The organism is Hymenobacter sp. GOD-10R (assembly GCF_035609205.1).
Lineage (GTDB): Bacteria > Bacteroidota > Bacteroidia > Cytophagales > Hymenobacteraceae > Hymenobacter.
Genome location: NZ_CP141184.1, coordinates 1,126,563 through 1,149,227, shown reverse-complemented (window position 1 = coordinate 1,149,227; position 22,665 = coordinate 1,126,563). Strand labels below are relative to the sequence as shown.

Below are 22,665 nucleotides of genomic sequence, written 5' to 3'. Positions count from 1 at the left end.
CTATTCATTAGCTATGAAACCATTTTTATTATCTAGAATACAATTTTTTCTCCCTGCACTTCTACTGGGAAGCTTTGCCGGACAGGCGCAAGTTGATACGGTGCGCGCCAGTACGCTGCCACCGGCCCAACTGGCGGAGAAGTACTATAACAGTGGCGTGGCCAAGTACAACGAGAAAAGCTACCAAGCGGCGTTGCTAGATTTTGACAAAGCATTGGCCGCCAAACCCGATTTTGGCAGAGCTTTTTACAACCGTGCTACGACACGCTACGAACTAAAAGACTATGCTCCCGCAGTGCAAGACTACGATCAGGCGCTCCGCCTCGATCCGGGCAGCTACACCTCGTACTTCGGCCGTGGCCAAGCGCGCGAGGCACTAGGGCAGCGCGATGAGGCCGAGCAGGACTACACCAAGGCTACTGAAGTACGAGCTACTTATGCCCCAGCCTGGTACTACCGAGGAGCGCTGCGCTTCGAGAAAGCGGACTACAAAGCCGCGCAAGCTGACTTCGACCAAGCGCTAAAAGCTGACCCCAACTATGCCTACGCGTACCACGACCGTGCCAGCGCCGAACGTCAGCTTGGCAACTTCACAGCCGCTATTCAGGATTACACCAAGGCCCTTAATCTACAGCCCGAATTCCTACCGGCGCTGCTGAACCGCGCCGCTACTCGGCGTCGTGCCAATGACTTGAAAGGTGCCCTAGGTGACTACAATAGCTATATCAGCAAGAAAACCGACAACGCTACGGCCTATACTAACCGTGGTGGAACGCGCTACGAGCTAGGTGATTACCAAGGCGCCTTGGCCGACTTCACCAAGGCCATTGAGCTAAATACCTCCTACGCTTTTGCCCTGAACAATCGCGCCGCGACTTACCTCAAGCTCAAGGAATACCAAAAGGCTGCCGATGATGCCAGCAAAGCCTTGACGCTGAGCCCCCAATATGCCGAAGCGTACCTCAACCGGGGCCATGCCCGCGAAATGCTCCGCGACGCTGATGGCGCCTGCCAAGATTGGCACAAAGCCGCCGAGCTAGGCCTGGAAGCTGGCTCTACCTACGCCGCTAACTCGGGGTGTAGTGGCGAGTAGCGCAATCGAGTAAAGAGAGTTTATTGAAATAATTCCTGCGGGCCTCAGCGCGTAATTTTTCCCCAAAGCGCCTGAGTAGCCCTGCGTAATCCTATGTAGACAATGCGTAAGTACCTGCTGCTAGCTTTTTTACCGTTATCCTTCACGCTCCACGCCCAGAACGTAGAATTCAGCAAAGACCGCTTCGGCAGTGACAAGGATGGCCTAAAGGCTGCCTTGCGCGAGATCAAAGAAGGCGACGAATGGTACCTCAGCGACCCGGCTCGCTACGAGCAAGCGCTGCCGCACTACTTAGCAGCCCAGAAATTCAACCCTGATAACGCGCAGCTCAATCTAAAGATCGGGGATGCCTATCTGCATTCGGGTGCCAAGCCGCAGGCGTTGCCGTATTTGCAGAAAGCCTACAAGCTCAACCCTGATGTAGATCGGCGCATTCACTATCTGCTGGGGCGTGGGCTGCACCTAAACGCTAAGTGGGCAGAAGCCATTGCGGAATACAAAACCGCCCAAGCGGCTACTACCGGCAAGAACCCGCCTGTATCGCTTACTGATATTCGCAAGAAGATTACAGAGTGCGAAAACGGGCAAAAACTACAACAGCGTCCGAGTCGGGTGTTTATCGACAACGCTGGCCCTAGCATCAACTCGCCCTACGCCGACTACGGCCCCGTTATTTCAGCGGACGAATCTGTTATTCTTTTCACCTCGCGGCGCGACAATTCGACGGGCGGGCAGAAAGACCCCGAAACCGGTGGCTTCTTCGAAGATGTTTACCAGAGCACCCGCAATAGCGCCAAAGACAAATGGAGCGCCGCCCGTGACCTAGGTCAGCCCGTAAACACCGATGGGCACGATGCCACGGTGGGCCTCTCCCCCGACGGACAGCGCATGATGGTGTACGCGGAAGATAACGGGGGCGACTTGCATGAAGCTGACTTACGCGGCACCGTATGGCGCAAACCGCAAAAGCTAGGGTCACGCATCAATACCAAGTACCATGAATCGTCAGCGGCCTACACGCCGGATGGCCGCAGCTTGTACTTTGTGAGCGACAAAGAAGGTGGCCTAGGTTCGCGCGATATTTATAAAATCGAGCTGGAAGGCCGGACCCAAGCACAGAACCTAGGTTCGGTTATCAATACGCCTTACGGCGAGGAGGGAGTGTTCCTGCACCCCGATGGCAAAACGATGTACTTCTCCTCGGAAGGGCACAACTCGATGGGAGGCTACGACATCTTCAAGTCGGTGTTTGAGAATGGTAAGTGGAGCACGCCCGAGAACCTAGGGTGGCCTATTAACACGCCCGACGACGACGTATTCTTCGTGATTTCAGCCTCTGGTCGTCACGGCTATTATTCTTCCGTTCGCGAAGATGGTTTGGGTTCCAAAGACATTTACCTCATCACCTTCTTGGGCCCGGAAAAGCCGCCGGTATTATCGCAGGAAGACCAGTTGTTAGCTTCGCGGGCTCAGCCCGTGAAGGAAACTTCCTTGGCCCCGCCTGTACCCATTGCCACGGCGCAGGTGACGATCATGAAAGGCACCGTTACGGACGATGTGACCAAGCAGCCACTGGAAGCCACCATCGACGTGATTGATAACACCCGCAACCAAACCATTGCGTCCTTCCGGGCCAACGCACAGTCGGGTCGTTACTTAGTGTCATTGCCTTCAGGGGTGAACTACGGTATTGTGGTGCAGCAAGATGGCTATCTATTCCACTCCGAAAACTTTGACCTGCCAGCTGGCGCGGCCTATTCGGAAGTAGTAAAGGATATTGCGCTGAAAAAGCTTGACGTGGGCGTGAAGGTGGTGCTGAACAACATCTTCTTCGATACGGGCAAAGCAACGCTGCGGAAGGAAAGTACCAACGAACTGGAGCGTTTGCAGAAGCTACTCACCGACATGCCCGACTTGCGCCTTGAGATTTCGGGCCACACTGACAACGTGGGGAAAGCGGAGTACAATAAAGACCTCAGCCAGCGCCGTGCGAAAGCCGTTGTTGATTACTTGATAACCAAAGGTGTCGACAAAGGGCGGCTAACTTCCGCTGGCTACGGCGATACACAGCCCGTTTCGACGAACCAGACCAAAGCCGGTCGGCAGCTTAACCGCCGTACCGAGTTCAAGGTCACGGGCAAGTAAGCGATTGTCTTTGTGCTAGGTATGGTACGCTACCTACTGGCCGTGCTGCTGCTTATCGGTCTAGGATTACCGGTTCGTGGGCAGCAGCATTACCTCAAGCAATTTGGCGCGGCAGATGGCTTGCCTCAGCCTTTCATCTATGCCTTGCTGCAGGATCGTACTGGTTATCTATGGATTGGTACCGGCGAAGGACTAGTGCGTTACGATGGCACTGAGTTCGTCACCTTCACAACCAAAGATGGGCTGGCCGAGGACTTCATCACGACGTTGCGTGAGGAACCCCGGACGGGGCAGCTCTGGGTAGGGCACTACCAGGGGGGCGTTTCGCGCTGGAACGGACAACGGTTTGCCGCAGTCTCGTCCACTCAAGCTAGCTTTTTACAACCGAGGCACGGTTTACCAACTCCTACTAATTCGCAAGTAGAGGCATACTTACGAAGGTACCACCCCACCCTTCCTACCGGAACAGTTATTAGCTGCTTGCTCCCTGATCGGGAGGGCAACATCTGGCTCGGCACGGCAGGTCAGGGCTTGTGGCGCCATGCCGATTTGCACCTAGCTTTTTACCCGAACTCCTTGCCGCTCGCGTCAGCAGTGATAGCCTTAAGCGGCAAAGAGGTGGCGGTAGTGGGTACCGAGCGCGGTGCACTGCTTTCATTGCTCGATTCAGCTACTGATACCCGTACCCTTGCTTCTGTGCCAGCTGCCGTCACGGCGCTTATGGAGCAGCCTGCTTCTAGCAAGCAACCTAGCTTTTACTGGGTTGGCAAGGCTGGGCAAGGTATATGGAAGGTTCAACTTGGCCAGAGCGCTCAGCCCACTTCGCGCTTATCCTCTGACTTACAAGCAACTGCTTTGGCATTGGAAGCTGATGGCTCGCTCTGGGTTGGCACTAGCACCGATGGTCTCTACCGGCTCCCTAGTCAACCTGAGCGCGCCGTCCAACACTTCACTACAGCCAATGGCTTGCTGCACAACAGCATCAAAGCACTACTCTTTGATGCCACTGGGCAGCTTTGGATTGCGACGCATGGCACTGGCCTCACAGTTTGGAAACAAGAGCGCTTTCAGCATTATCGGCTCGTGCAAGGCGGCCTGGATGCTACTGCCCTTACTACCGACAAAGCGGGCCGCGTTTGGATTGGCACCGAAGGCGACGGGCTATTTTGCTACGAGAAAGGCCGTTTTCGGCAGTATACCGCCGCCGATGGCTTGCCGTCTGACTATTGCTACGCCGTAACTCCTTTCCAGCTAGCCTCCTCAACAGCTGGCGCGCCAGGCACCGAAGAGCTACTCATTGTCCATCGCAACAGCCTGACCATTTTTAACCCGATTACGCACCATTTCTGGTCAGCTGCTAGCTCTACCAATCCATGGGTGCACGACTGCTTACCCTTCGCTACAACTACTCGGCACCAGATCTGGCTAGGCACCCGCACGGGATTGTTACGCCTCGATGTAAAGCACGGCTCCTGGGCTAAGGAACCACGCATTCCTTCGGTCGCGCTTTTGCTAGCAGAAGTAGATGGGGCCACACGCAACCCGAAGCACCTCGGGAGGCTTGCGGCTGGACAGCACCGTGTTACGTTTCTGTACCGGGGTGTGAGCTTATCTGGCGGCAACTCTTTTCATTATGAATATCGGTTGCAGGGTCTCTCCAATCATTGGAGCCGTTCTAGCCTCACAGGAGAAGCACAGTTCCCAGCACTCGACCCCGGCAACTATACCTTTGAAGTACGGGCCCGTAGCAGCACTACCGGTCCGTGGTCTAAGCCTACCGTGGTCACCTTCTCGATTGCTACACCGTTTTGGCGCACGGCGTGGTTTGGTACTGCCGCAGTAGCCGCACTTGTTCTAGTGGCTTATGGCCTCATGCGGGCGCGCGAGGCTACTCTCCGCCGGCAAAAGCTGCAGTTGGAAACAACGGTCCGAAAACGCACTGCTAGGCTTCGTCGGCAGAAGGCCCACATTGAAGACATCAATGAAGAACTCATTGTAGCGCGCGACGCGGCCGAAGCATCGCGGAAGGCAAAAGCGCAGTTTCTGGCCAACATGAGCCACGAGATTCGGACACCGATGAACGCAGTTATTGGCCTGACGCACTTACTGCGCAACACAGCGCCGACCACCGAACAGGCTGAATACCTAACGGCTATTCAATCATCGTCGCAAAACTTGCTGGTTATCATCAACGATATTCTCGACAGTTCTAAGATTGAAGCCGGTAAGCTCACGCTTGAGCATGCTCCCTTCAACTTGCCCGAGCTTTTGGGCCGCGTGGCCCGCATGTTCGAGTTTGCCACGGCTACCAAAGGTCTTTCCTTTCACCTGCACATAGCGCCCGAGGTGCCCGCTGCCGTATTCGGCGACTCCGTACGGCTCAACCAAGTGCTTGTCAACTTAGTAGGCAATGCTGTCAAATTCACAACCCACGGCAGCGTAACCCTCACCGCCACCACTCGGCCAACGGCAGCTGATACTGCCCTGGTGTACTTTGCCGTGGCCGATACTGGTATCGGCATTGCCGCCGATAAGCTCGAAGCCATCTTCGAGGACTTTTCCCAGGCTAATACCAGCACGACTCGCCAGTTTGGTGGCACTGGGCTAGGCCTTAGCATTGCTCGCAATATCGTGCACCTGCACGGCGGGCGGCTCTGGGTGGAAAGCCAAGAAGCGCTAGGATCAATTTTCCAGTTTGAAATTCCCTACGCAGTTGCCGACATCACCCACGTTCGGCCGGAAGGTGTTGCCGATTTGCGGCCCTTTGAGCCAGCATTGCGGGTGTTAGTTGCGGAAGACAACGAACTAAACCAACTGGTAGCGCGCAAGACCCTAGAAGCATGGAACGTACAGGTGACCATTGCCGACAATGGCCGTTTGGCGGTAGAAGCAGCGCAGTTGGCGCCTTACGATGCTATATTGATGGACGTGCAGATGCCCGAAATGGATGGTTACGAGGCTAGTCGTCAGCTACGCATGCATTTCCCAGACGCTCAAGCGTTGCCCATCATTGGCCTCACAGCTTCTGCCCTGCCCGAAGATCGAGCGCTGGCGCTTGCTGCCGGTATGAATGATACCCTGGCCAAACCCTTTGACCCGGCGCTTCTCTACGCCCGAATTGCTTATTACACGGGTCGCACGCAAGCGGAAGCCTCTGAGACAGAAACTAACTCGCAGCCGCAACCCGTCGCAGACCTAGCCCCCCCCCCTGCCCCCTCTTTAGATTGGACGCTGCTAGATGAACTAGCCGGCGGCAACACCGATTTCACTGCGCAACTTATTAGAACCGTACTGCAGCAAGCTCCACCCCTTTTGGCTGAGCTCAAGACAGCGGCTGAAATCAATGACCAGCATACGCTAGCTCGCACCGCTCACAAGCTGAAAGGGCAGGTAGCTTACTTCGGTGCTTTGTCCTTGCAGAGCCAATTAGAGACACTGGAACATCAAGCACGTCAGCCAGAGGCTGAAATAGATTTTTCAGCGGCCATTAGTAATCTTACTGGTCAATGGCTTAGCATTGTGCCGCAGTTAGAAGCTCGCCTGCACGCAAGTTTGGCATCATAATTCTGCGTAGAAACTAGCCATCTATCCCTTTATCTCTACAAGCCCTATGCCTACTACTTCTACCTCCTCTCTGCGCTGTTTGGTGGTCGATGACGACCCACTATCTATCCAAGTTGTCAATAACTGTATTGTCAATACGGCTTTTCTACAAGCTACCGGTAGTTGCGACAGTGCCGTCAAAGCGGCCGAAGTACTGCGGCATCAATCTGTCGACCTCTTGTTCCTGGACGTAGAAATGCCGCTCATGTCGGGTATAGATCTACTGAAGACCTTGCAAAATCCGCCTATGGTAGTGCTCATTACGAGCAGCAAGGAATACGCTGTTGAAGCGTTTGAATACGACGTAGTAGATTACCTAATCAAACCAGTTAGCTACGCGCGTTTCTTGAAAGCAGCCCAGAAAGCGCTTGAGATGCAAAATCAACGACCAGAAGTAGAACAACCTGTTCACGCCTCAGAGGTCGATTATACCTTTGTAAAGGTCGACACGAAACTGGTGAAGGTGCCTTTTCAGGAAGTACGCTACGTCGAAGCACTCGGCGACTATGTACACATTGTGCTGGCCCAACACAAACTAATTGTGTACAGCACCATGAAAGCAGTAGAAGAGAAATTTCCGTCCTCGCTTTTCGTGCGCGTACATCGCTCATTTATCGTTAACATTCGCTCTGTACATTCTATCGAGGATAATATGATTGTGATTGACAACAAGCATATCCCCATCGGACAGACGTATTTACGCGACGTGCTGCAACGTCTTAACAAGTTCTAGTACCCACCCTAGCTTATCGTGTCTTTCAGAGCGTTATTTACAGTTCTTCGCGTACTCTTGCTCAGCTATTTTATAACGATGGCAGTAGCAGCTCGGGCTCAGCAAGCCGGCGACACCATCAGTGCTGCTTGTCCGCTGCCCCGCGTGGTTGACTTATGCGTTGAGCTAGATGCCTCCCGCTCTGCTGATTCACTCAGTGGTCCGCTTACGTACCGCTGGAACATGGGCGATGGTACCATGCTTACCGGGCTTGTGGTTTCTCATTGCTACCAAGAACGCAAGCGATACACCGTGCAGCTTGATGTAGTCGACGACCGAACAGGCGAAGTGCGCCCCGCCGAGAAAATCTTGCCGGTAGATTTCACGCAAGAAACTGTTCTCAACTTCTCGGCGCCCGACACCGTTCGGGTCGGTCAGGTTATTACCTGCGACGCTGCTGATTCCCAGATGCCACTCTGCGAGAATGTAGTGGTGCTCTGGGATTTTCGGGACGGCTATGTAACGAATGGCCGCCGCGTGCAGCACGCCTTCCGCCGGCCAGGCCAATATGCTATCCGCATGAGCTTACGTGGCAATGGCCCTGACCCATGCCCAGAAAGTCATTGCGTTAGCAGGCCAATCGTTGTTGTCCAACCCTGATCATTCCGTCCTGAATGGCTTTAAGGTGTTCCGCCACCTGCAAGCAGTATGCGTTCCTTCTGTGTGACGTTGCCCACACCCTTTCGTCGGCTAGCTTCACTCAGCGCCTCACTGCCGCCGGCACACACCGCAGCAAGCCAAGCGGCGCCAGCAAAGCCAGCCTCTTTGTTTACCTATAAGCCATCAGTTCGGAAGCAGCTAGCTCCTTGGCGTTCACCCGCAGAATCTCTAAGGTCAAGGCCCAAAGTTCTTCGTAGGGGATGATTTCTATCTCTGCAAAAGCTTCTCCGGGTGGTGGCGTCTCGCGCAAACGAGTGAGTAGAGCCTGTCCTTTCTTCTCACAAGCCTGCACATCAAAGTTTTCTTTGATTGTGAGCATGAGCAAGCGCAAAAAAAGCTGACTGCGCAGCGTTTCGGCTTCCCGCAAGTGGCGTTGCTGATATTTGCGCAAGCCTTCCATACGGGTTAGCAGCCCCTCAGCATCATGATTGCGCAAGTAGTATAGAAACTGTAGAATCAGAATCGCTACGTTGTGTCCACGCTTATCGCGGCTGTAATCGGGCACGGTCAGCACGAACTGCGAGAAGTGTAGCCTACGCAACGGCGACTGTTCAGGCTGCACGAAGTGCAGGTATGTTTCAAACAGCTCCCACCGCTGCTGAGCCGCTACGCGTTGCTTACGATAATACGGATTCTGCCGAGCTAGCTTCAGCAGTTCCTGTGCACGCGTATAGTTCTTAGCATGAATGGCGAGCAGTAAATAATATTCTAAGAAATAGAACCAGTTACCCGAAGAAGGATGAAATTCTTTGAAGTACTCTTCGGCTAGCTTTAATCCTTCCTCTACTTGTCGGCTTCGCAAGTGCGCGTATACCGTCATAAAATGATTAAAGCGCTTGTCAAAACGCTTCCGATTGATTTTGCCTTTAGCAGCTTGCCGGGCCGCATCCATAGTTAGCCGAATGATTCCCGCATAATTCCCGATCATTCCCTCATACATCAACTGTGTAGTATAGAGATAATGAAAAGTAGCATAGCTTTTTGCTTGCTTGTGCAGTGCTTGTAGGCGCTGCAGATACTCCGGAAGTTTATTAAGAAGATTGCGGCTGCTTCGTACGGTGTGGGTTTGGGTCATCTTCGTTGCCCAATACAGATGTCCAGCTTCTTCCTCTAATTCTAATTGCTTTTGATAATGAGTAAGCTGCACTGAAGCGGCCTTATATAGGGCTGGCTGCCGTTGTTGGGCGTACACATTGCGCAGGAGCCGCGCAGCCATCACTGTATACTGCGTAAACTCCCCGTCAGTGGCTAGGCGTAAACACTTGCGCAGCAAGCGTTCAGACATCTTGTACTCTCCTTCACTTTGAAGTACACTGATTTGATGCAAGAGTTCGATACACTGCAATTCGTACTGTCTGGACACTAAGTGCCTCGGATCAGATTGATCTAGAAAGTACAAATGGTGCAACAGTTTTTGCTGTACGCGCGACTTCAGCTTGCGTAAGGCGGCTTGGTTAGTAGCACTTACCGATCCATAGAGCGTTTTTGTTAACTGCAGTTGGGTACTATCAGGCGCTTTTTCTAGAAGTCGTACGAGTTCGACCTCCTTATTGGAAGTATTCTTACTTCCAAAATCCAGCAGCGGAGTCGCTTTTAAGCGACGATCAGTCACAATGCGAGCTAAATTGGCTAGTTCATCCATAGTAAGAAGGGCTTTTCGGCAGCTTAAAGCGCCTCTTAGTGAGCTGTTTTTATATTGAATCTATGTCACAAAAAATCAAATTTCTTCCTTTTTTCTCACTTGGCCTTAGCTCTACTTTGTATTGTGGGAAATTGAGCACATACAGAAATTGTAATGTCACAATTTAAGATAAAAATCATACTATTCAGCGGATAAAAACTATTGTTGCTCATGCATAAAACTATTTGGCAATCTTAGAATCGTAATAAAGTTTAATAAATTATTCGCATTATACAAGTCATAGAAGCAATCAAACCTTCCTTTACATGGGGGCCGCAATGAGCCAACTTTGTGTCATTCAAACGCCTGAAACACAAACAAAACTCTCATAATATAACCCAACATTATGTTCGAACTCATCGCCCTCGCCCTTTTCCAATTTGCCACCCTAACTGGCAATCCTACTACAACTATCACGCCTGCTCAGCAAGCTTCGTTGGAAACCGGCGGTGGTGCTGGCGGCTGGGGTGATGGCCACATGACCAGCGAAACAGGCGGTGGCGCCGGTGGCTGGGGTGATGGCCACATGACAAGTGAAACTGGCGGCGGTGCTGGCGGCTGGGGCGACGGTCACCTAGTTACAGGTGGTGGTGCTGGCGGCTGGGGCGACGGTCACTAAGCGATAGTACCTGCTTGATCTAACGACTATTTCAATTATTGCCTAACTTGCCTGGTAGCCACCGTTTCGTGTGGTTACCAGGCAATGTTGCAAATAGCTAAGTCTCTATTCATTGTATTAGTTATTGCTGGATTCACGACTTGCTCGGGTCCGAAGAAGCATTCCGATACGGTACGTATCCGCTGGCCACAGGACCCAGAAACGTTGGATCCATTAGCAATGGCCAACATTTATGCGAACGAAGGTTTAAATTTACTACATACCTGTCTCCTAACCTTCGATAATGCGGAAGGAAGGATTGAGCCATGGTTAGCCAGCCGAGCACCTGTCGTACGCTACCAGGACTCGCTGATGCTGCTAACCTACCACTTGCGGAAGGCAGCAACCTGGGATAATGGCCAGCCAGTGCAAGCTCGCGATGTTGCTTTCACGCTTAAGGTGATGAATTGCCCAGGGCTACCTAATGAAGGCGCCAAGGCAAGGTTTGACTTCATTCAAGACATACAGTTTGATCCACGTGATTCACGAGCGTTCACGCTGGTTTGTAAGGGCAGATCACCTGATTATATCAGAGAGTCTGGCAATTTCTTTATCCTACCTGAGTACGCCTTAGACAAGACGGGAAGTTTGCGATCCATTAGCTTGGCCTACCTCCAGAACAGCGCTAGTACCACGCTCGAACAGGACTCCGTGCTTACGGCTTTTGCAAACCGTTATCAGGCCGCTGACCTTGCTCATCATCCTGAACAGTTGCCAGGGTGTGGGCCTTACCAACTAGAAAAATGGCAAACCGGGCAGTTTCTCCGATTTCGGCGAAAATCCAATTGGTGGGCAAATCGCCTACGCCCTCTTCCTAGCCAATTAGAAGCTCGTCCTTTAGCTATTGACTATCAAATTATTCCTAATCAGGGTACTGCTCTGCTAGCTCTCCGTCAAGGAGATATCGATATTTATCCTCTAGTCCCGGCTAAGGACTTCAACAACTTGCGTGCGTCAGCAAGTGCCCAGCAGAAATTGAATTTCTACACGCACCCTTCTTACGAGATTGTCACGCTCGGCTTCAACACAAAGCAGCCCTTACTCACGGATAATCTGACGCGGCAGGCACTTAGTCACCTGCTAAATATTCCCGGGCTAATTCAGGCAATGGAGCAGGGGCTAGCAGAGCGGACTGTCGGGTTGCTCAGCATGCGAAGCCGGCCTTACTACAACGATAGTTTGCCGTTACTGTCCTATGATGCATCGCAGACCGTGGCTCTCCTGCAAAAAGCGGGTTGGCTCCGGCAGGCCAATGGCAGTTGGCTTCGACGGACAGTCAGCGGAGCCGCACAAAAGCTAGCTTTAACCGTTAGCTACCGCGCCAATGATCCGCTGTTTGAGCAGATTGGCCTTCAGTTCCAGAATGCAGCAATGACCATAGGGGTTCCTATCATTTTGAAACCAACGGAAAGTTCCCTTCTTAGCGGGCGCTTACGCGAGGGTAGGTATGATGTTTACATTCGAACTCTTGCTGGCAATCCGTTCATCTTCAACTTTGCTCCAGTTTTACACTCGGCTAGTATTGGCGTGTTCAACTACACTCGTTTTGGCACCCCGAATAGCGACAAACTCATCGAAGCTATTTCTGCGGAAGAAAACCCAAAGCGCAAAGTTTTGCTCCTGCATAAGTTCCAGGTTTTACTTCAGCAGGAAAGTCCGCTCGTGCCACTTTTTTTTCTTCCCTACCGGTTAGTTGCTTCCAATCAAATTGCAAACTTGCAGCCTTCAGGAATCAAACCTGGTTACGAGGTAAAAGCTATTATTACCCAACCAGCTCATAAAAGCCAATAGGTTGGTTAATGCTACGTTTACTGCTTACTCGCTTGCTGCGACTGCTTCCGGCTACTTGGGGCATCATTTCCGTCTTTTTTCTGCTGAGCCGAGCTCTGCCAGATGATCAACTCCTATCTCGAGCAATCGAAAGCCAACTGGATGCCGGCAGTCGGCCCATAACCCCATCCGAACGCCAAGCTATTGAGCAGCAACTACGCCGGCGCCTTGGCTTAGATAAACCTGTTTTCTACTTTTCGGTTCAGCGCTCCTCCTCAGGCGAACAGAGCACTTGGTATTGGCATGGCGCGGGGAATCAATACCATCAGTGGTGGCGTCATTTGGTACGTGGTGAGCTAGGCAGCTCGTACCGCGACAGCCAACCTGTGGCGACTTTACTTACCGAGACTTTGTGGTTCACGTTACCTTTTACAGCCATGGCAGCTTTGCTTGCTATTGCGGTAGCCTTGTGGGTATCGTTGTGGATGGCGCAGCACCCTCGTTGGCGCTCTTACTTACTGACTACTTTGTACAGCATTGATGCCTTGCCTTTGTTTGTAGTGGCCCTGCTGCTACTGTACTTATTAGCCAACCCTGATACGTTAACCCTATTTCCAGCCTACGGTGTCACCAACCAAGAGCTTGCGGACTCGTGGCTCACAAAAACAGGAAGCTACCTGCACCACCTAGCTTTGCCCGTTCTTAGCTTGGTATTGATTACCCTGCCTGGGTTGGTTACGCAACTTGATGCTTCGTTGCAGCACGAACTACATACGGCTTACTCGGTCACAGCGCGGGCGAAAGGGCTAGCTTTCCAGCAGGTAGTACGCCGACATGCGCTGCGCAATGCCTTGTTGCCGGTTGTTGCACTCGTTACGGATCTTCTGCCAGCCATGGTAGCGGGTGCCGTCGTGGTAGAAGTAATTTTTGCTTTGCCCGGCATGGGGCGTCTTTTAGCGGACGCTGCTGCCACGCGCGATTATCCGGTCCTTCAGGGAGGGGTATTGCTAGTGGCTTCGGTACGCTTAGTTTCCCATGTTGTGGCCGATGGACTTTATTGGCAGCTCGACCCGCGTCTTCGTTCGCAGCTATGAGTTTTCCGAGCTACCTCAACAATCGGCGGCAGTTACTTGCGCTTGGATGGTTGGTCTTTCTGCTAGTGGTAGCGACACTAGCCGACTGGCTACCCCTTCCTTATGCACCCGGCGCCTCCGACCTAACTCATTTAGCGGAGCCCCCCTTCGCTGGCTTAGCCGACCCGCAGCACTGGCTTGGCACCGATCCTCAAGGTCATGATCTACTCGCAGGTTTGATTTTTGGCGCCCGTACTACGTTGGTGGTCAGTGTACCGGCCGCACTTCTTGCCATCGGCGTTGGCGTGTTGCTAGGTAGTGCAGCCGGCTTCTGGGGCGATACGAACCTACGCATTCCCTTGGGCTACTTACTCGGTATAAGTTGCCTGCTTCTTGTTGGCTTATTTAGTGGCTTTCACCTCTGGCCAGCACCTACGCTCGCTTGGCCGCTCACGCTGCTAGGTTTTGCAGTTACTATTCTCTTTGTCACCAAGTATGGCTGGTTCTTACGGCGAGTGACGATAGCACTTCCCGTCGATCGGCTTGTGATGAGCGTCATTGCTTTGTTGGAGTCAATTCCACGGTTGATACTGGTATTAGTGGTTGCCTCGGTGCAAGAATCTTCCGTTTTCACCCTGCTGATCGTGCTAAGCCTCACTTACTGGACGGGGCCCGCACGGTTGATTCGGGCAGAAGTTATGCGGATAAGGGTGCTGCCCTACATAGAAGCAGTACGTGCATCGGGCCTGACCAACCTTTCTATTCTAGCCTATCACGTACTGCCTAATGCTAGCAGGAGTGTTCGTACTGCCTTTCCGCTCAGCATAGCAGCCCTCATTGGCTTAGAGACAACGCTGTCCTTCTTAGGCATCGGTTTGCCAACAGAAACAGCGAGTTGGGGACGCCTCATGGCTACTGCACGTTTAGACCCAACAGCATGGTGGCTAATAGCCGAACCAGGGTTACTACTCCTGTGCACGATGCTAGCTCTACGCCAGCTAGCCTTATCAACAGATCATCCAAGTAAATAATGAATATTATACGTGTCACAAATGACACGTATTTTACCAACGCGTAAAGCACTTTATCCTACTTGCACTAGCTTTACTCTGTACAGTATAAAATTATAAAATCCTGTAAATCAAATATTTGTTTACTAAACAGACAACTATAGAAACAATTTACTATTTATAAAATGCTAAATCATTCGCTATTAAACAGAGTCACAATCCCTCTGTATATGTCCTTTACTTCCCTTCGTGGGTACTGTAATATTGTAATGTAAAGTAACGGTTGGCACTACAACAGCAAAGCTTAACACTTCTCTTCGATTGCCAACTGCTACTTGCTTATGTCTCGTCTTTTACTCAAACGCCGTCAGGGAATTGCACTGCGCTACTTGTTGTTAGAAATGGCATCTCGGCACAAAGCAACTATGACACCTGCTGATTATCAGACGATTTGTGGAGAAATGGTTGCGTATTCAATTGGAGAAGCTGCCCTGAGAAATGGTTCAGCGGTGTTAATAGGTGGGTTGCTCGTTGGAGTCCTACCGTTTACATCCGAAGTTGAAGAAGCATAAATATAGAAATTAGGGCGCAAAGTGCTGTCACCAAGAACAGCCTTTTCAAAGCCCAACGATTGTTGCAAATAGGTGTGTAAAAAACCCGCAGGCATTGCCTCCGGGTTTTTTGCGTTTTAAGTATGTCACAAATGCTTCCTCTGGCAACACCTACTGCACTGATTTCGTCTGCTGGTCGAGTAAAGCAATACCTTCCTCGAAAGAGTGTGGCTGGAAACCTAGGTCACGTTGGGCCTTGCTGATGATGAACCCTGTGCGCAGTGGCCGCTTGGCTGGCTGAGTGAAGCTACTTGCGTCTACTTTGGTGATCAGGGACTGATCTAGCCCGAAGAAATCAGCCACTCGTAGCGCCATTTGATAGGGCGTGAACATCTCGTCGCTGCTGATATGATAGATGCCAGTTGCATTGTGCTTAGCCGCTAGCCAACAGCCTTGAGCTAGGTCCTCGGCCAAAGTAGGGGTGCGAAACTGATCATTAACCACTTTGATGGCCTTACCGGCTCGTAGCGAATCGCGTACCCACAGCACGATATTGGTGCGACCGTAGTCGTGGGCGGTACCATACACGAGTACCGTCCGAATAATTGCCCAGGCGCCTTGGCTCTCTCGCACCAGTTGCTCAGCGGCTAGCTTACTGTGTCCGTAGAAGTTGACGGGTCCTGGCTCGACTTCCTCCGCCAGTGGCCCTTCCGCACCGCTAAAAATAAAGTCAGTGCTCACGTGGATGAGGTGCACCTGGTGCGTGGCGCAGGCTTCTACCAAATACTCAACTGCTATCACATTTTGCCGCCAACACTCCGCCTGATTTAGCTCGCACTCATCTACGTTGGTCATGGCCGCGGTATGGATGAGGTGAGTTGGCTGATGAGCAGCAATAAGGGCTTGCACCTGCGCTTGGTCACTGACGTCGAGCGGCACAAAGTGCAGGTCTGGGTAGATACTTGCAAGCTTGTTCGAGCCGCGGGAAGTGGCGATTAGCTCAACGTTAGGCTGCTCGCGGAGTAACCCGACTAGCTTCTGCCCTAGCAGACCGTTAGAGCCAGTTATCAGAATGCGCATGGTAGAGGAGCCAGTTTGACGCAAAAAGTATTACTCGTACTTGTAGCCGTAGAGCGCCGTAATTTTTTTCTTTTTTAACTTCTCTACTTTCATCGTCACCTTGATGTCTGTTTGCGGCCGGTCCATCATGTTCTTGGGCTGAGCAGCAATTTTATCTACCACGTCTAGGCCATTGATAACCTGCCCGAACACGGTGTAAGCACCATCGAGGTGGGGCGTGCCGCTGTGGTTTTCGACGATGTAAAACTGCGACGCGCTGCTTGCTTTTGTTGGGTTCACGAAGTCACCCTGGCGAGCCGCTGCTACGGCGCCATACTTGTGGTACAGATCAGGGCGAATTTCGGCGGGAATTGTCTTTTCATTGGCTGGGCCCATGCCGTCGTTGCCGGGGTCGGCATCCTTGGAGTTTGGGTCGCCGCCCTGAATCATGAAGTTTAGAATGATGCGGTGGAAAGTGGTTCCGTTGTAGAACCCGCTCTTCGCCAGCTTCAAGAAGTTTGCTTTATGGTTTGGCGTTTGATCGAACAGGATCAGTCTGATATCGCCGAACGAAGTGCTGACAGTTACAACTTCGTCCTTTTTACTCTTTTTCGGTTTTTTAGCTGCTTGCCCGCTGAAAGCTACCAAATACAGAATAGCCAACAGCAGCATGGAAATACGAGAACTAGACTTCATAGCGTAGAATAGATTGGAACAAGAAAGCACGAAAGTAAGCGGGCAAAACGAATTTGGGGAGCTATAAAACAAAGGGCCCGCGCTGTCTGCTACGGACCCTTCGTTTTGTGGCTACGACACGGAGACCTAGGCTTCAGCTCGGTGGCTTCGTATTTCGTCGAGAATCTGACGGCCACCACGCCCTAGCACAGCCTCCGCTACTCGCACGCCGAGGGCCTCTACCTGCGTAAGGTCAGTCGTGGTCTGAATTTCCTCCACGTATTCTTCCCCATCTAAGCTAATGAGCCCACCGTGGAGCTGAAGCACACCATCAGTATAAGTGGCGAGGGCGAAAGAAGGAATGCTGCACCCTCCTTCCATGGTACGCAGGAAAGCCCGTTCTGCTTGCACGCACAAGTGCGTAGTCGGATGGTCGAGGATATCCTGAAGGCTAGCTTTTAGCTCCGGCTCCATGTTGCGGGCGCATTCGATAGCCACGCTGCCTTGCCCCGTAGCGGGCACAAACTTCGTCTCGGGCAACATGTAGCGGATAAGCGCGTCGTATTCCATGCGGTGTACGCCCGCGTAGGCCAGCACTAGCGCATCGTATTGGCCTTCTTCCAGCTTGCGCAAGCGCGTTTGGAGGTTGCCCCGCGCTTCGGCGGTGGCAGCCGCAGGGTAATAGCGCTGCAACATAGCTCGCCGCCGGGTGCTGCTCGTGCCAAGCACAATCCCCGGTTTATCGAGTGAGAAGTCATGGTTATAGCTTACCACTACATCGTTCACGATTTCGCGCTCCATAAAGGCTAGCAGCTCTAGGTCTTCCGGAATGGAGCTTTGCACATCTTTGGCGCTATGCACGGCAATGTCGATGTGCCCTGAACGTAGGCTTTCCTCCAGCTCAATGGTGAAGACGCCTTTGGAGCCAATCTTAGCCAACGAACGATCGAGCACGACGTCGCCGGTAGTGGTGATGATGACGATTTCGGTGGTGTATTGCGCACGCTCCAGGCAAGCCGCTACGTGATGCGCCTGCCACAGCGCCAACCGACTGCCACGGGTGCCTATGCGAATATTTTTCATTTACCAGTTATCCTTTACCAATTAACAACAGGCTATCCTAGCCAATGACGCCGCTAGCTTTTCTACTTAGACCAGGTAGGCTTTAGCAAATACAACAAGTGCGAAAGCTTCGTTTCTTGCGCCATCACAAAGCTAGGGTTGTCCGGCGAATCATGGCAGCTATAGCTCGTTTAGCACTAGCTATAGCAGATTAGCAAATTGTATTTTATGGGTTTAGACGCTTAGGAGGCCATTTTTAGGTAGCTCGCCACGCGTAGGGAAGCATCCACGAACGTCATGCGCGGATTGGCATTGCGTTCGATATGGTAGTGCGCGTCGTTGATTTCGCGGGTGAGCGGGTCGGCATTACGGAGCGTCACGAAACGACTGAAGCCGTTGATAAACTGCTGTTCGGCCGCTGGCAAATGGGGCACAAACTGCGGGTCGATGCCAAAGAGCAGCACCTTGCGCAGTAAGCCTAGGGCATATTGCAAAAACTCCTTCTGGTTTTCGCGACCCATCTTCTGAAACTCGTCGCTTTGGGCAAGCAGCTTATCTACTTTGTAGCTGTAGCAATGACGCATCCACTCTGCAAAGAAGGCGAAGTAGTCGTTGTCGGAAGTAGCTTCACGGGCGGCTAAGGCGGCACCTAGGTTACCATCGGCGACCTGCGCCAGCTGACGCGCCTTCACTTCGGGCACGTGGTATTGGTCGCGCAAGTACTCGGTGATTTCGTTTTCCGCGAAGGCTCGCACCACAACGGGCTGCACGCGGCTTACGATGGTAGGCAGCAATTGCTCGGGCGCATAGCTCACTAATAGAAACACAGTGGCAGCGGGTGGCTCCTCCAGTAGCTTCAGCACGGCATTGGCTGCCGCTGGGTGCATCAGTTCGGGCAGCCAAATAATGACAATCTTAAATTGTCCTTCAAATGCTTTCAACGACACCAAGCGCAATAGCTGCAGGCTTTCTTCCTTGGAAATACTGCCCTGCTTGTTGTCGGCGCCGATGTGCTGCATCCAATCGTTCAGCCCCTGATAAGGATTTTCCAGCACGAAGCTGCGCCAATCCGCCGCAAACTTGCTGCTCACCGCATCCTTCGACACCTGCTTGGTCGTCGTGACGGGCAGAATGAAGTTCAGGTCCGGGTGAATCAGCTTGGCGATTTTCTGACAGCTAGCACACTGACCGCACGAATCTGTCGCCTCGGGCCCACGTGCTTCGCAGTTCAGGAAAGTAGCATAAGCTAAGGCCAAGGCTAGGGCCGCGGAGCCCTCTGCACCACGAAACAGCTGTGCGTGCGCCACGTGCTGCCGCTGCACCGATTGTACTAAGAGCTTTTTAACGCTGGCTTGGCCTGGTATCTCAGAAAAACGCATTATTCTTCAATGAGCAATGCACAAGGAACAACGAGTAAGCCACGCTGCTTGCTCATTGCTCCCTGCACATTGTTAACTGTTAGTTGACTTTTCCCACACGCGCTCTTCTTTTGTTATCTCGAAGATATGCGTCATAATTGCCTGCTCAGTGGCATCGTAAGCGAGGTGCCGGCGCGACATCACGCGCTCTACCATCTCCCCTACTTTTGGGAGCTTAAACGTTTCGAAGCCGGCCGCTCCACCCCAACTGAACGACGGAATAAACGTGCGCGGAAAGCCTGCTCCGAAAATATTCGCCGCTACGCCTACCACGGTACCGGTATTGAACATCGTGTTGATACCACACTTACTGTGGTCGCCCATCATCAGGCCACAGAATTGCAGACCCGTATTCACGAAATGCTTGGCGGCGTGGCTCCAAATCTTGACCGGGGCGTAGTTATTCTTCAGGTTCGACGAATTGGTATCGGCACCTAGGTTGCACCACTCCCCAATGACCGAATTGCCTAGGTAGCCTTCGTGGCCCTTGTTAGAAAAGCCGAAAAAGATCGTGTTGGCTACTTCCCCCCCGATTTTGCAGTGCGGCCCCACTGAATTATCCCCGCGCATTTTAGCGCCTGCGTTGATGTGCGCTCCTTCGCCGAGTGCCATGGGCCCGCGCAAAATAGCTCCTTCGTGCACTTCACTATTTTTGCCTAGGTAGATCGGGCCGTTTTCTGCGTTCAGAATAGCTGCCCGAACCCGGACTCCCTCCTCTATAAAGATGTTTTCCGGCGCGTACACAATGGTATGTACATCATTCACCGGCTGCGACTCACGGCCGCGAGTTATCAACTCAAAATCTCGACGAATCTCGGCGCCATTGTGCAAGAACAGCTGCCACACCTGCCGAATAGCGAGTACTGGCTCGGCTACCTGTTTGGTAACGGCGAAGCCATTTTGGATCAGTTCAGCCACGGCGGTAGCATCGCTCAGGTAAGCGGCCACGAGAAACTCCTCATCCATCAGTGCTTCGCCAGGTTGGAGTGCCTGCACTTGCCGGATCAGTAAATCATCGGGGCAGACCGCCCCATTCACCACCAAAGCAGGTCCTTCGATGGGTCCAGTCGGGAATTTAGCTTGCAGGTAGCTCTCGGTGAGGTAGCCTACGGTGGTTGAAAGGCGCTGCTGCCACTTTTCGGCGATGGTGAGAATGCCGCAGCGTAGCGCCGCCACGGGGCGCGTAAAAGTAAAAGGCAGCAAGTGCGGCCGGATAGCAGGATCGTCGAAAAGTAAAACGTGCATGATAGAAGAGCAGCCAGCTATATGCTGCAGGCTGCAAGCTTAAGAAGTAAGTAGTTTACAAAACTAAGGCAATAAGCAAGGCAAACATGGTATGAGCCGATAACAATAAAAACAAAAAACTCCCACCGGCTATGCCGATGGGAGTTTGAGAAACCAGCTTGTAGCTTGTGGCTAGCAGCTTGTAGTTTCGAAATTACTTCTTCTTGTAACGGTTCATGAACTTCTCTACGCGGCCAGCGGTGTCGATGAACACGTTTTTGCCGGTGTAGAAAGGGTGCGACGCGCTGCTAACTTCAAGCTTGATAACAGGATACGTCTTGCCGTCCTCCATCGTGATGGTCTCGTTAGAGGACATCGTCGAGCGGGTTACGAATTTAAAATCGCTCGAAGTGTCCTGAAACACGACTTCGCGATACTGGGGATGGATGTCTTTTTTCATGGTCTAATGCCGTTTTTACCTTCGGTGCCTGCCGATTTTGCGGAAGGGACTGCAAAAGTACATGTTAGCTTCGAAAATTAAAAATAAGCGCGCCTTCTTTTCTCGCTGACTACGTGCGTTCAGCAACAAGGGCTTCTCTTCTATAGAAATCATAAATGTAGTGGCTAGTACCTTCGCCGCGGCTGTTACTCCTTGCTATCAGCCTTGACTACCTAGCTTTACCGAGCAGTTGTACCTAGCTCGTATAAAGGGTAAGAAGATACTTTCCCCAACCACCGACAGGGTCTGAGCACCCGCAGACTTTAGCCTTCAACAATTTGACCTCTACCAATTAATTGATCATGCGTCTTTGTTTCGCCACGAATAACGAGCACAAGCTAGCCGAAGTACGGCTATTGCTGCCGGCTTCCGTCGAACTCTTGAGTCTACAAGAAATCGGTTGCCACGAAGAGCTACCTGAAACCCAGGAAACCCTAGCTGGCAATGCCCGGCAAAAAGCAGAGTACGTGTGGGAGCATTACGGTATACCTTGCTTCGCCGACGATACGGGGTTAGAAGTAACTGCGCTTAATGGTGCTCCTGGCGTCTACTCGGCCCGGTATGCGGGTCCGCAGCGCAGTGCCGCCGACAATGTGGCGAAGCTGCTGCACGAGTTGCAAGGCGCTGCCGACCGTAGCGCGCAGTTCAGAACGGTTATCGCGCTGTTCCTACCCACTGGCGAGTACCACGAGTTTGCGGGCGCCGTCGATGGTAGCATTACGGAAGAAGTGCACGGCCACGAAGGCTTCGGCTACGACCCGATTTTCCGCCCAACGGGCCACACGCAGACATTTGCCGAGATGAGTTTAGAGCAGAAAAACACCATGAGCCACCGCTCGCGCGCTGTCGAACAACTCGTCGCTTTTCTGCAAAAGCTAGGATCCTAGTTGGTGCTTCAGCACGTCAGGAAAACGTCAAGATAATTTCTTCGCCTTTCGACAGGCCTAAATTGCTAAATTTGCACGGTTGGCCCCGCCGGTACGGGCTGCATTCTTACTCCATGCAACATCCTTTCATCGTCGGTATCACGGGCGGTAGCGCCTCCGGCAAGACTACGTTCTTGCGACGGCTGCTAGCTTCTTTCCCTCCGGAAGACATCTGCTTGATTTCGCAGGACAACTATTATCACCCTCGCGAGACGCAGCAAGTCGACTCAAACGGGGTGACGAATTTCGACCTGCCCTCCTCTATCGACTCGGCTAGCTATGCGGCCGACGTGCAGCGTATCAGCCAGGGTTTGGAAGTACGCCGGAAGGAATACACCTATAATAACCCCGCCATCCAGCCCAAAGACCTTGTGTTTCTGCCGGCTCCTATCGTGGTGGTAGAAGGCATCTTTGTTTTCTACTTCGAAGAGGTAGCCAAGCTGCTTGACTTAAAGGTGTACATCGACGCCCGGGAACATGTGAAGCTGCAACGCCGCATTGTGCGCGACCGGGACGAGCGCGGCTACGACCTAGAAGACGTGCTGTACCGCTACACCAACCACGTGGCCCCAACGTACGAGAAGTACATCAAGCCGTTCAAGCACGACGCCGACATCATCATTCCAAACAACCATCATTTCGAGCGGGGCTTGGATGTGCTTGTTTCTTTCTTACAGAACAAAGTGACGGCTAGTAAGCAAGCCGCAGGCTAGCCGACCACCTAGCTGGCATTTGATCAACGTGCCCGACAAAAGGGCTGCTCTACGTGGGCAGCCCTTTTTATTT

19 protein-coding genes are annotated in these 22,665 nt (G+C 52.4%); 12 read left to right on the top strand and 7 right to left on the bottom strand.

Going from position 1 to position 22,665, the window contains the following annotated elements; genetic code table 11:
* Positions 1-13: 13 nt before the first annotated feature.
* From SD425_RS04795 to SD425_RS04775, 5 genes are all read left to right on the top strand, one after another.
* Positions 14-1,093: a tetratricopeptide repeat protein gene (locus tag SD425_RS04795; protein WP_324675961.1), complete on the top strand. Its 1,080-nt coding sequence runs from the start codon at positions 14-16 to the stop codon at positions 1,091-1,093.
* Positions 1,094-1,195: 102 nt separating this feature from the next.
* Positions 1,196-3,238, top strand: coding sequence for an OmpA family protein (locus SD425_RS04790; protein WP_324675959.1), 2,043 nt, complete (start codon positions 1,196-1,198; stop codon positions 3,236-3,238).
* Between the two features lie 21 nt (positions 3,239-3,259).
* Positions 3,260-6,802 (top strand): ATP-binding protein, encoded by a 3,543-nt coding sequence (locus SD425_RS04785; protein ID WP_324675956.1) that lies wholly within the window; start codon positions 3,260-3,262, stop codon positions 6,800-6,802.
* Positions 6,803-6,848: 46 nt separating this feature from the next.
* Complete coding sequence (locus tag SD425_RS04780; protein ID WP_324675954.1) at positions 6,849-7,574, top strand: LytTR family DNA-binding domain-containing protein; 726 nt, start codon at positions 6,849-6,851, stop codon at positions 7,572-7,574.
* A gap of 78 nt (positions 7,575-7,652) precedes the next feature.
* Positions 7,653-8,213, top strand: a complete 561-nt coding sequence (locus SD425_RS04775) for a PKD domain-containing protein (protein ID WP_324675952.1) — start codon at positions 7,653-7,655, stop codon at positions 8,211-8,213.
* A 169-nt stretch (positions 8,214-8,382) separates the two neighbouring features.
* Here SD425_RS04775 and SD425_RS04770 read toward each other — a convergent pair whose 3' ends face one another.
* A complete protein-coding gene (locus SD425_RS04770) occupies positions 8,383-9,558 on the bottom strand; it encodes a hypothetical protein (protein WP_324675950.1) in 1,176 nt (391 codons plus the stop codon).
* A 742-nt stretch (positions 9,559-10,300) separates the two neighbouring features.
* On the opposite strand from SD425_RS04770, the gene SD425_RS04765 reads away from it, so the two are divergent.
* From SD425_RS04765 to SD425_RS04745, 5 genes are all read left to right on the top strand, one after another.
* Complete coding sequence (locus tag SD425_RS04765) at positions 10,301-10,573, top strand: hypothetical protein (protein ID WP_324675948.1); 273 nt, start codon at positions 10,301-10,303, stop codon at positions 10,571-10,573.
* Between the two features lie 219 nt (positions 10,574-10,792).
* Positions 10,793-12,403 (top strand): ABC transporter substrate-binding protein, encoded by a 1,611-nt coding sequence (locus tag SD425_RS04760; protein ID WP_324675946.1) that lies wholly within the window; start codon positions 10,793-10,795, stop codon positions 12,401-12,403.
* An 8-nt stretch (positions 12,404-12,411) separates the two neighbouring features.
* The gene (locus SD425_RS04755; protein WP_324675944.1) at positions 12,412-13,476 is read left to right on the top strand and encodes an ABC transporter permease; all 1,065 of its coding nucleotides are present in this window, start codon (positions 12,412-12,414) and stop codon (positions 13,474-13,476) included.
* Positions 13,473-14,486, top strand: coding sequence for an ABC transporter permease (locus SD425_RS04750; protein WP_324675942.1), 1,014 nt, complete (start codon positions 13,473-13,475; stop codon positions 14,484-14,486). The genes SD425_RS04755 and SD425_RS04750 overlap by 4 nt, the downstream gene beginning before the upstream one ends.
* Before the next feature lie 320 nt (positions 14,487-14,806).
* Complete coding sequence (locus tag SD425_RS04745) at positions 14,807-15,037, top strand: hypothetical protein (RefSeq protein WP_324675940.1); 231 nt, start codon at positions 14,807-14,809, stop codon at positions 15,035-15,037.
* 150 nt (positions 15,038-15,187) lie between these two features.
* Here the strand turns inward: SD425_RS04745 and SD425_RS04740 are convergent, their stop codons facing one another.
* The 6 genes from SD425_RS04740 to SD425_RS04715 all read right to left on the bottom strand — a co-directional run bounded on the left by SD425_RS04740 (position 15,188) and on the right by SD425_RS04715 (position 20,914).
* Complete coding sequence (locus tag SD425_RS04740) at positions 15,188-16,096, bottom strand: SDR family oxidoreductase (RefSeq protein WP_324675938.1); 909 nt, start codon at positions 16,094-16,096, stop codon at positions 15,188-15,190.
* Between the two features lie 30 nt (positions 16,097-16,126).
* Positions 16,127-16,771 carry a peptidylprolyl isomerase gene (locus SD425_RS04735; RefSeq protein WP_324675936.1) on the bottom strand — a complete coding sequence of 215 codons (645 nt, stop codon included), beginning with the start codon at positions 16,769-16,771 and terminating at the stop codon, positions 16,127-16,129.
* A 126-nt stretch (positions 16,772-16,897) separates the two neighbouring features.
* Positions 16,898-17,833, bottom strand: a complete 936-nt coding sequence (gene hemC, locus SD425_RS04730; protein ID WP_324675934.1) for a hydroxymethylbilane synthase — start codon at positions 17,831-17,833, stop codon at positions 16,898-16,900.
* A gap of 221 nt (positions 17,834-18,054) precedes the next feature.
* Complete coding sequence (locus SD425_RS04725) at positions 18,055-19,191, bottom strand: DNA polymerase III subunit (protein ID WP_324675931.1); 1,137 nt, start codon at positions 19,189-19,191, stop codon at positions 18,055-18,057.
* A gap of 72 nt (positions 19,192-19,263) precedes the next feature.
* Positions 19,264-20,475 carry a GlmU family protein gene (locus SD425_RS04720; protein ID WP_324675929.1) on the bottom strand — a complete coding sequence of 404 codons (1,212 nt, stop codon included), beginning with the start codon at positions 20,473-20,475 and terminating at the stop codon, positions 19,264-19,266.
* Positions 20,476-20,668: 193 nt separating this feature from the next.
* Positions 20,669-20,914: a type B 50S ribosomal protein L31 gene (locus SD425_RS04715; RefSeq protein ID WP_086592871.1), complete on the bottom strand. Its 246-nt coding sequence runs from the start codon at positions 20,912-20,914 to the stop codon at positions 20,669-20,671.
* 341 nt (positions 20,915-21,255) lie between these two features.
* Here SD425_RS04715 and SD425_RS04710 point away from each other — a divergent pair, with 341 nt between their 5' ends.
* Both SD425_RS04710 and SD425_RS04705 read left to right on the top strand, forming a co-directional pair.
* Positions 21,256-21,840, top strand: a complete 585-nt coding sequence (locus SD425_RS04710; RefSeq protein ID WP_324675926.1) for a non-canonical purine NTP diphosphatase — start codon at positions 21,256-21,258, stop codon at positions 21,838-21,840.
* 113 nt (positions 21,841-21,953) lie between these two features.
* Entirely contained in the window at positions 21,954-22,592 is a 639-nt protein-coding gene (locus SD425_RS04705) for a uridine kinase (protein WP_324675924.1), read from the top strand.
* The last annotated feature ends 73 nt before the right edge of the window (positions 22,593-22,665 follow it).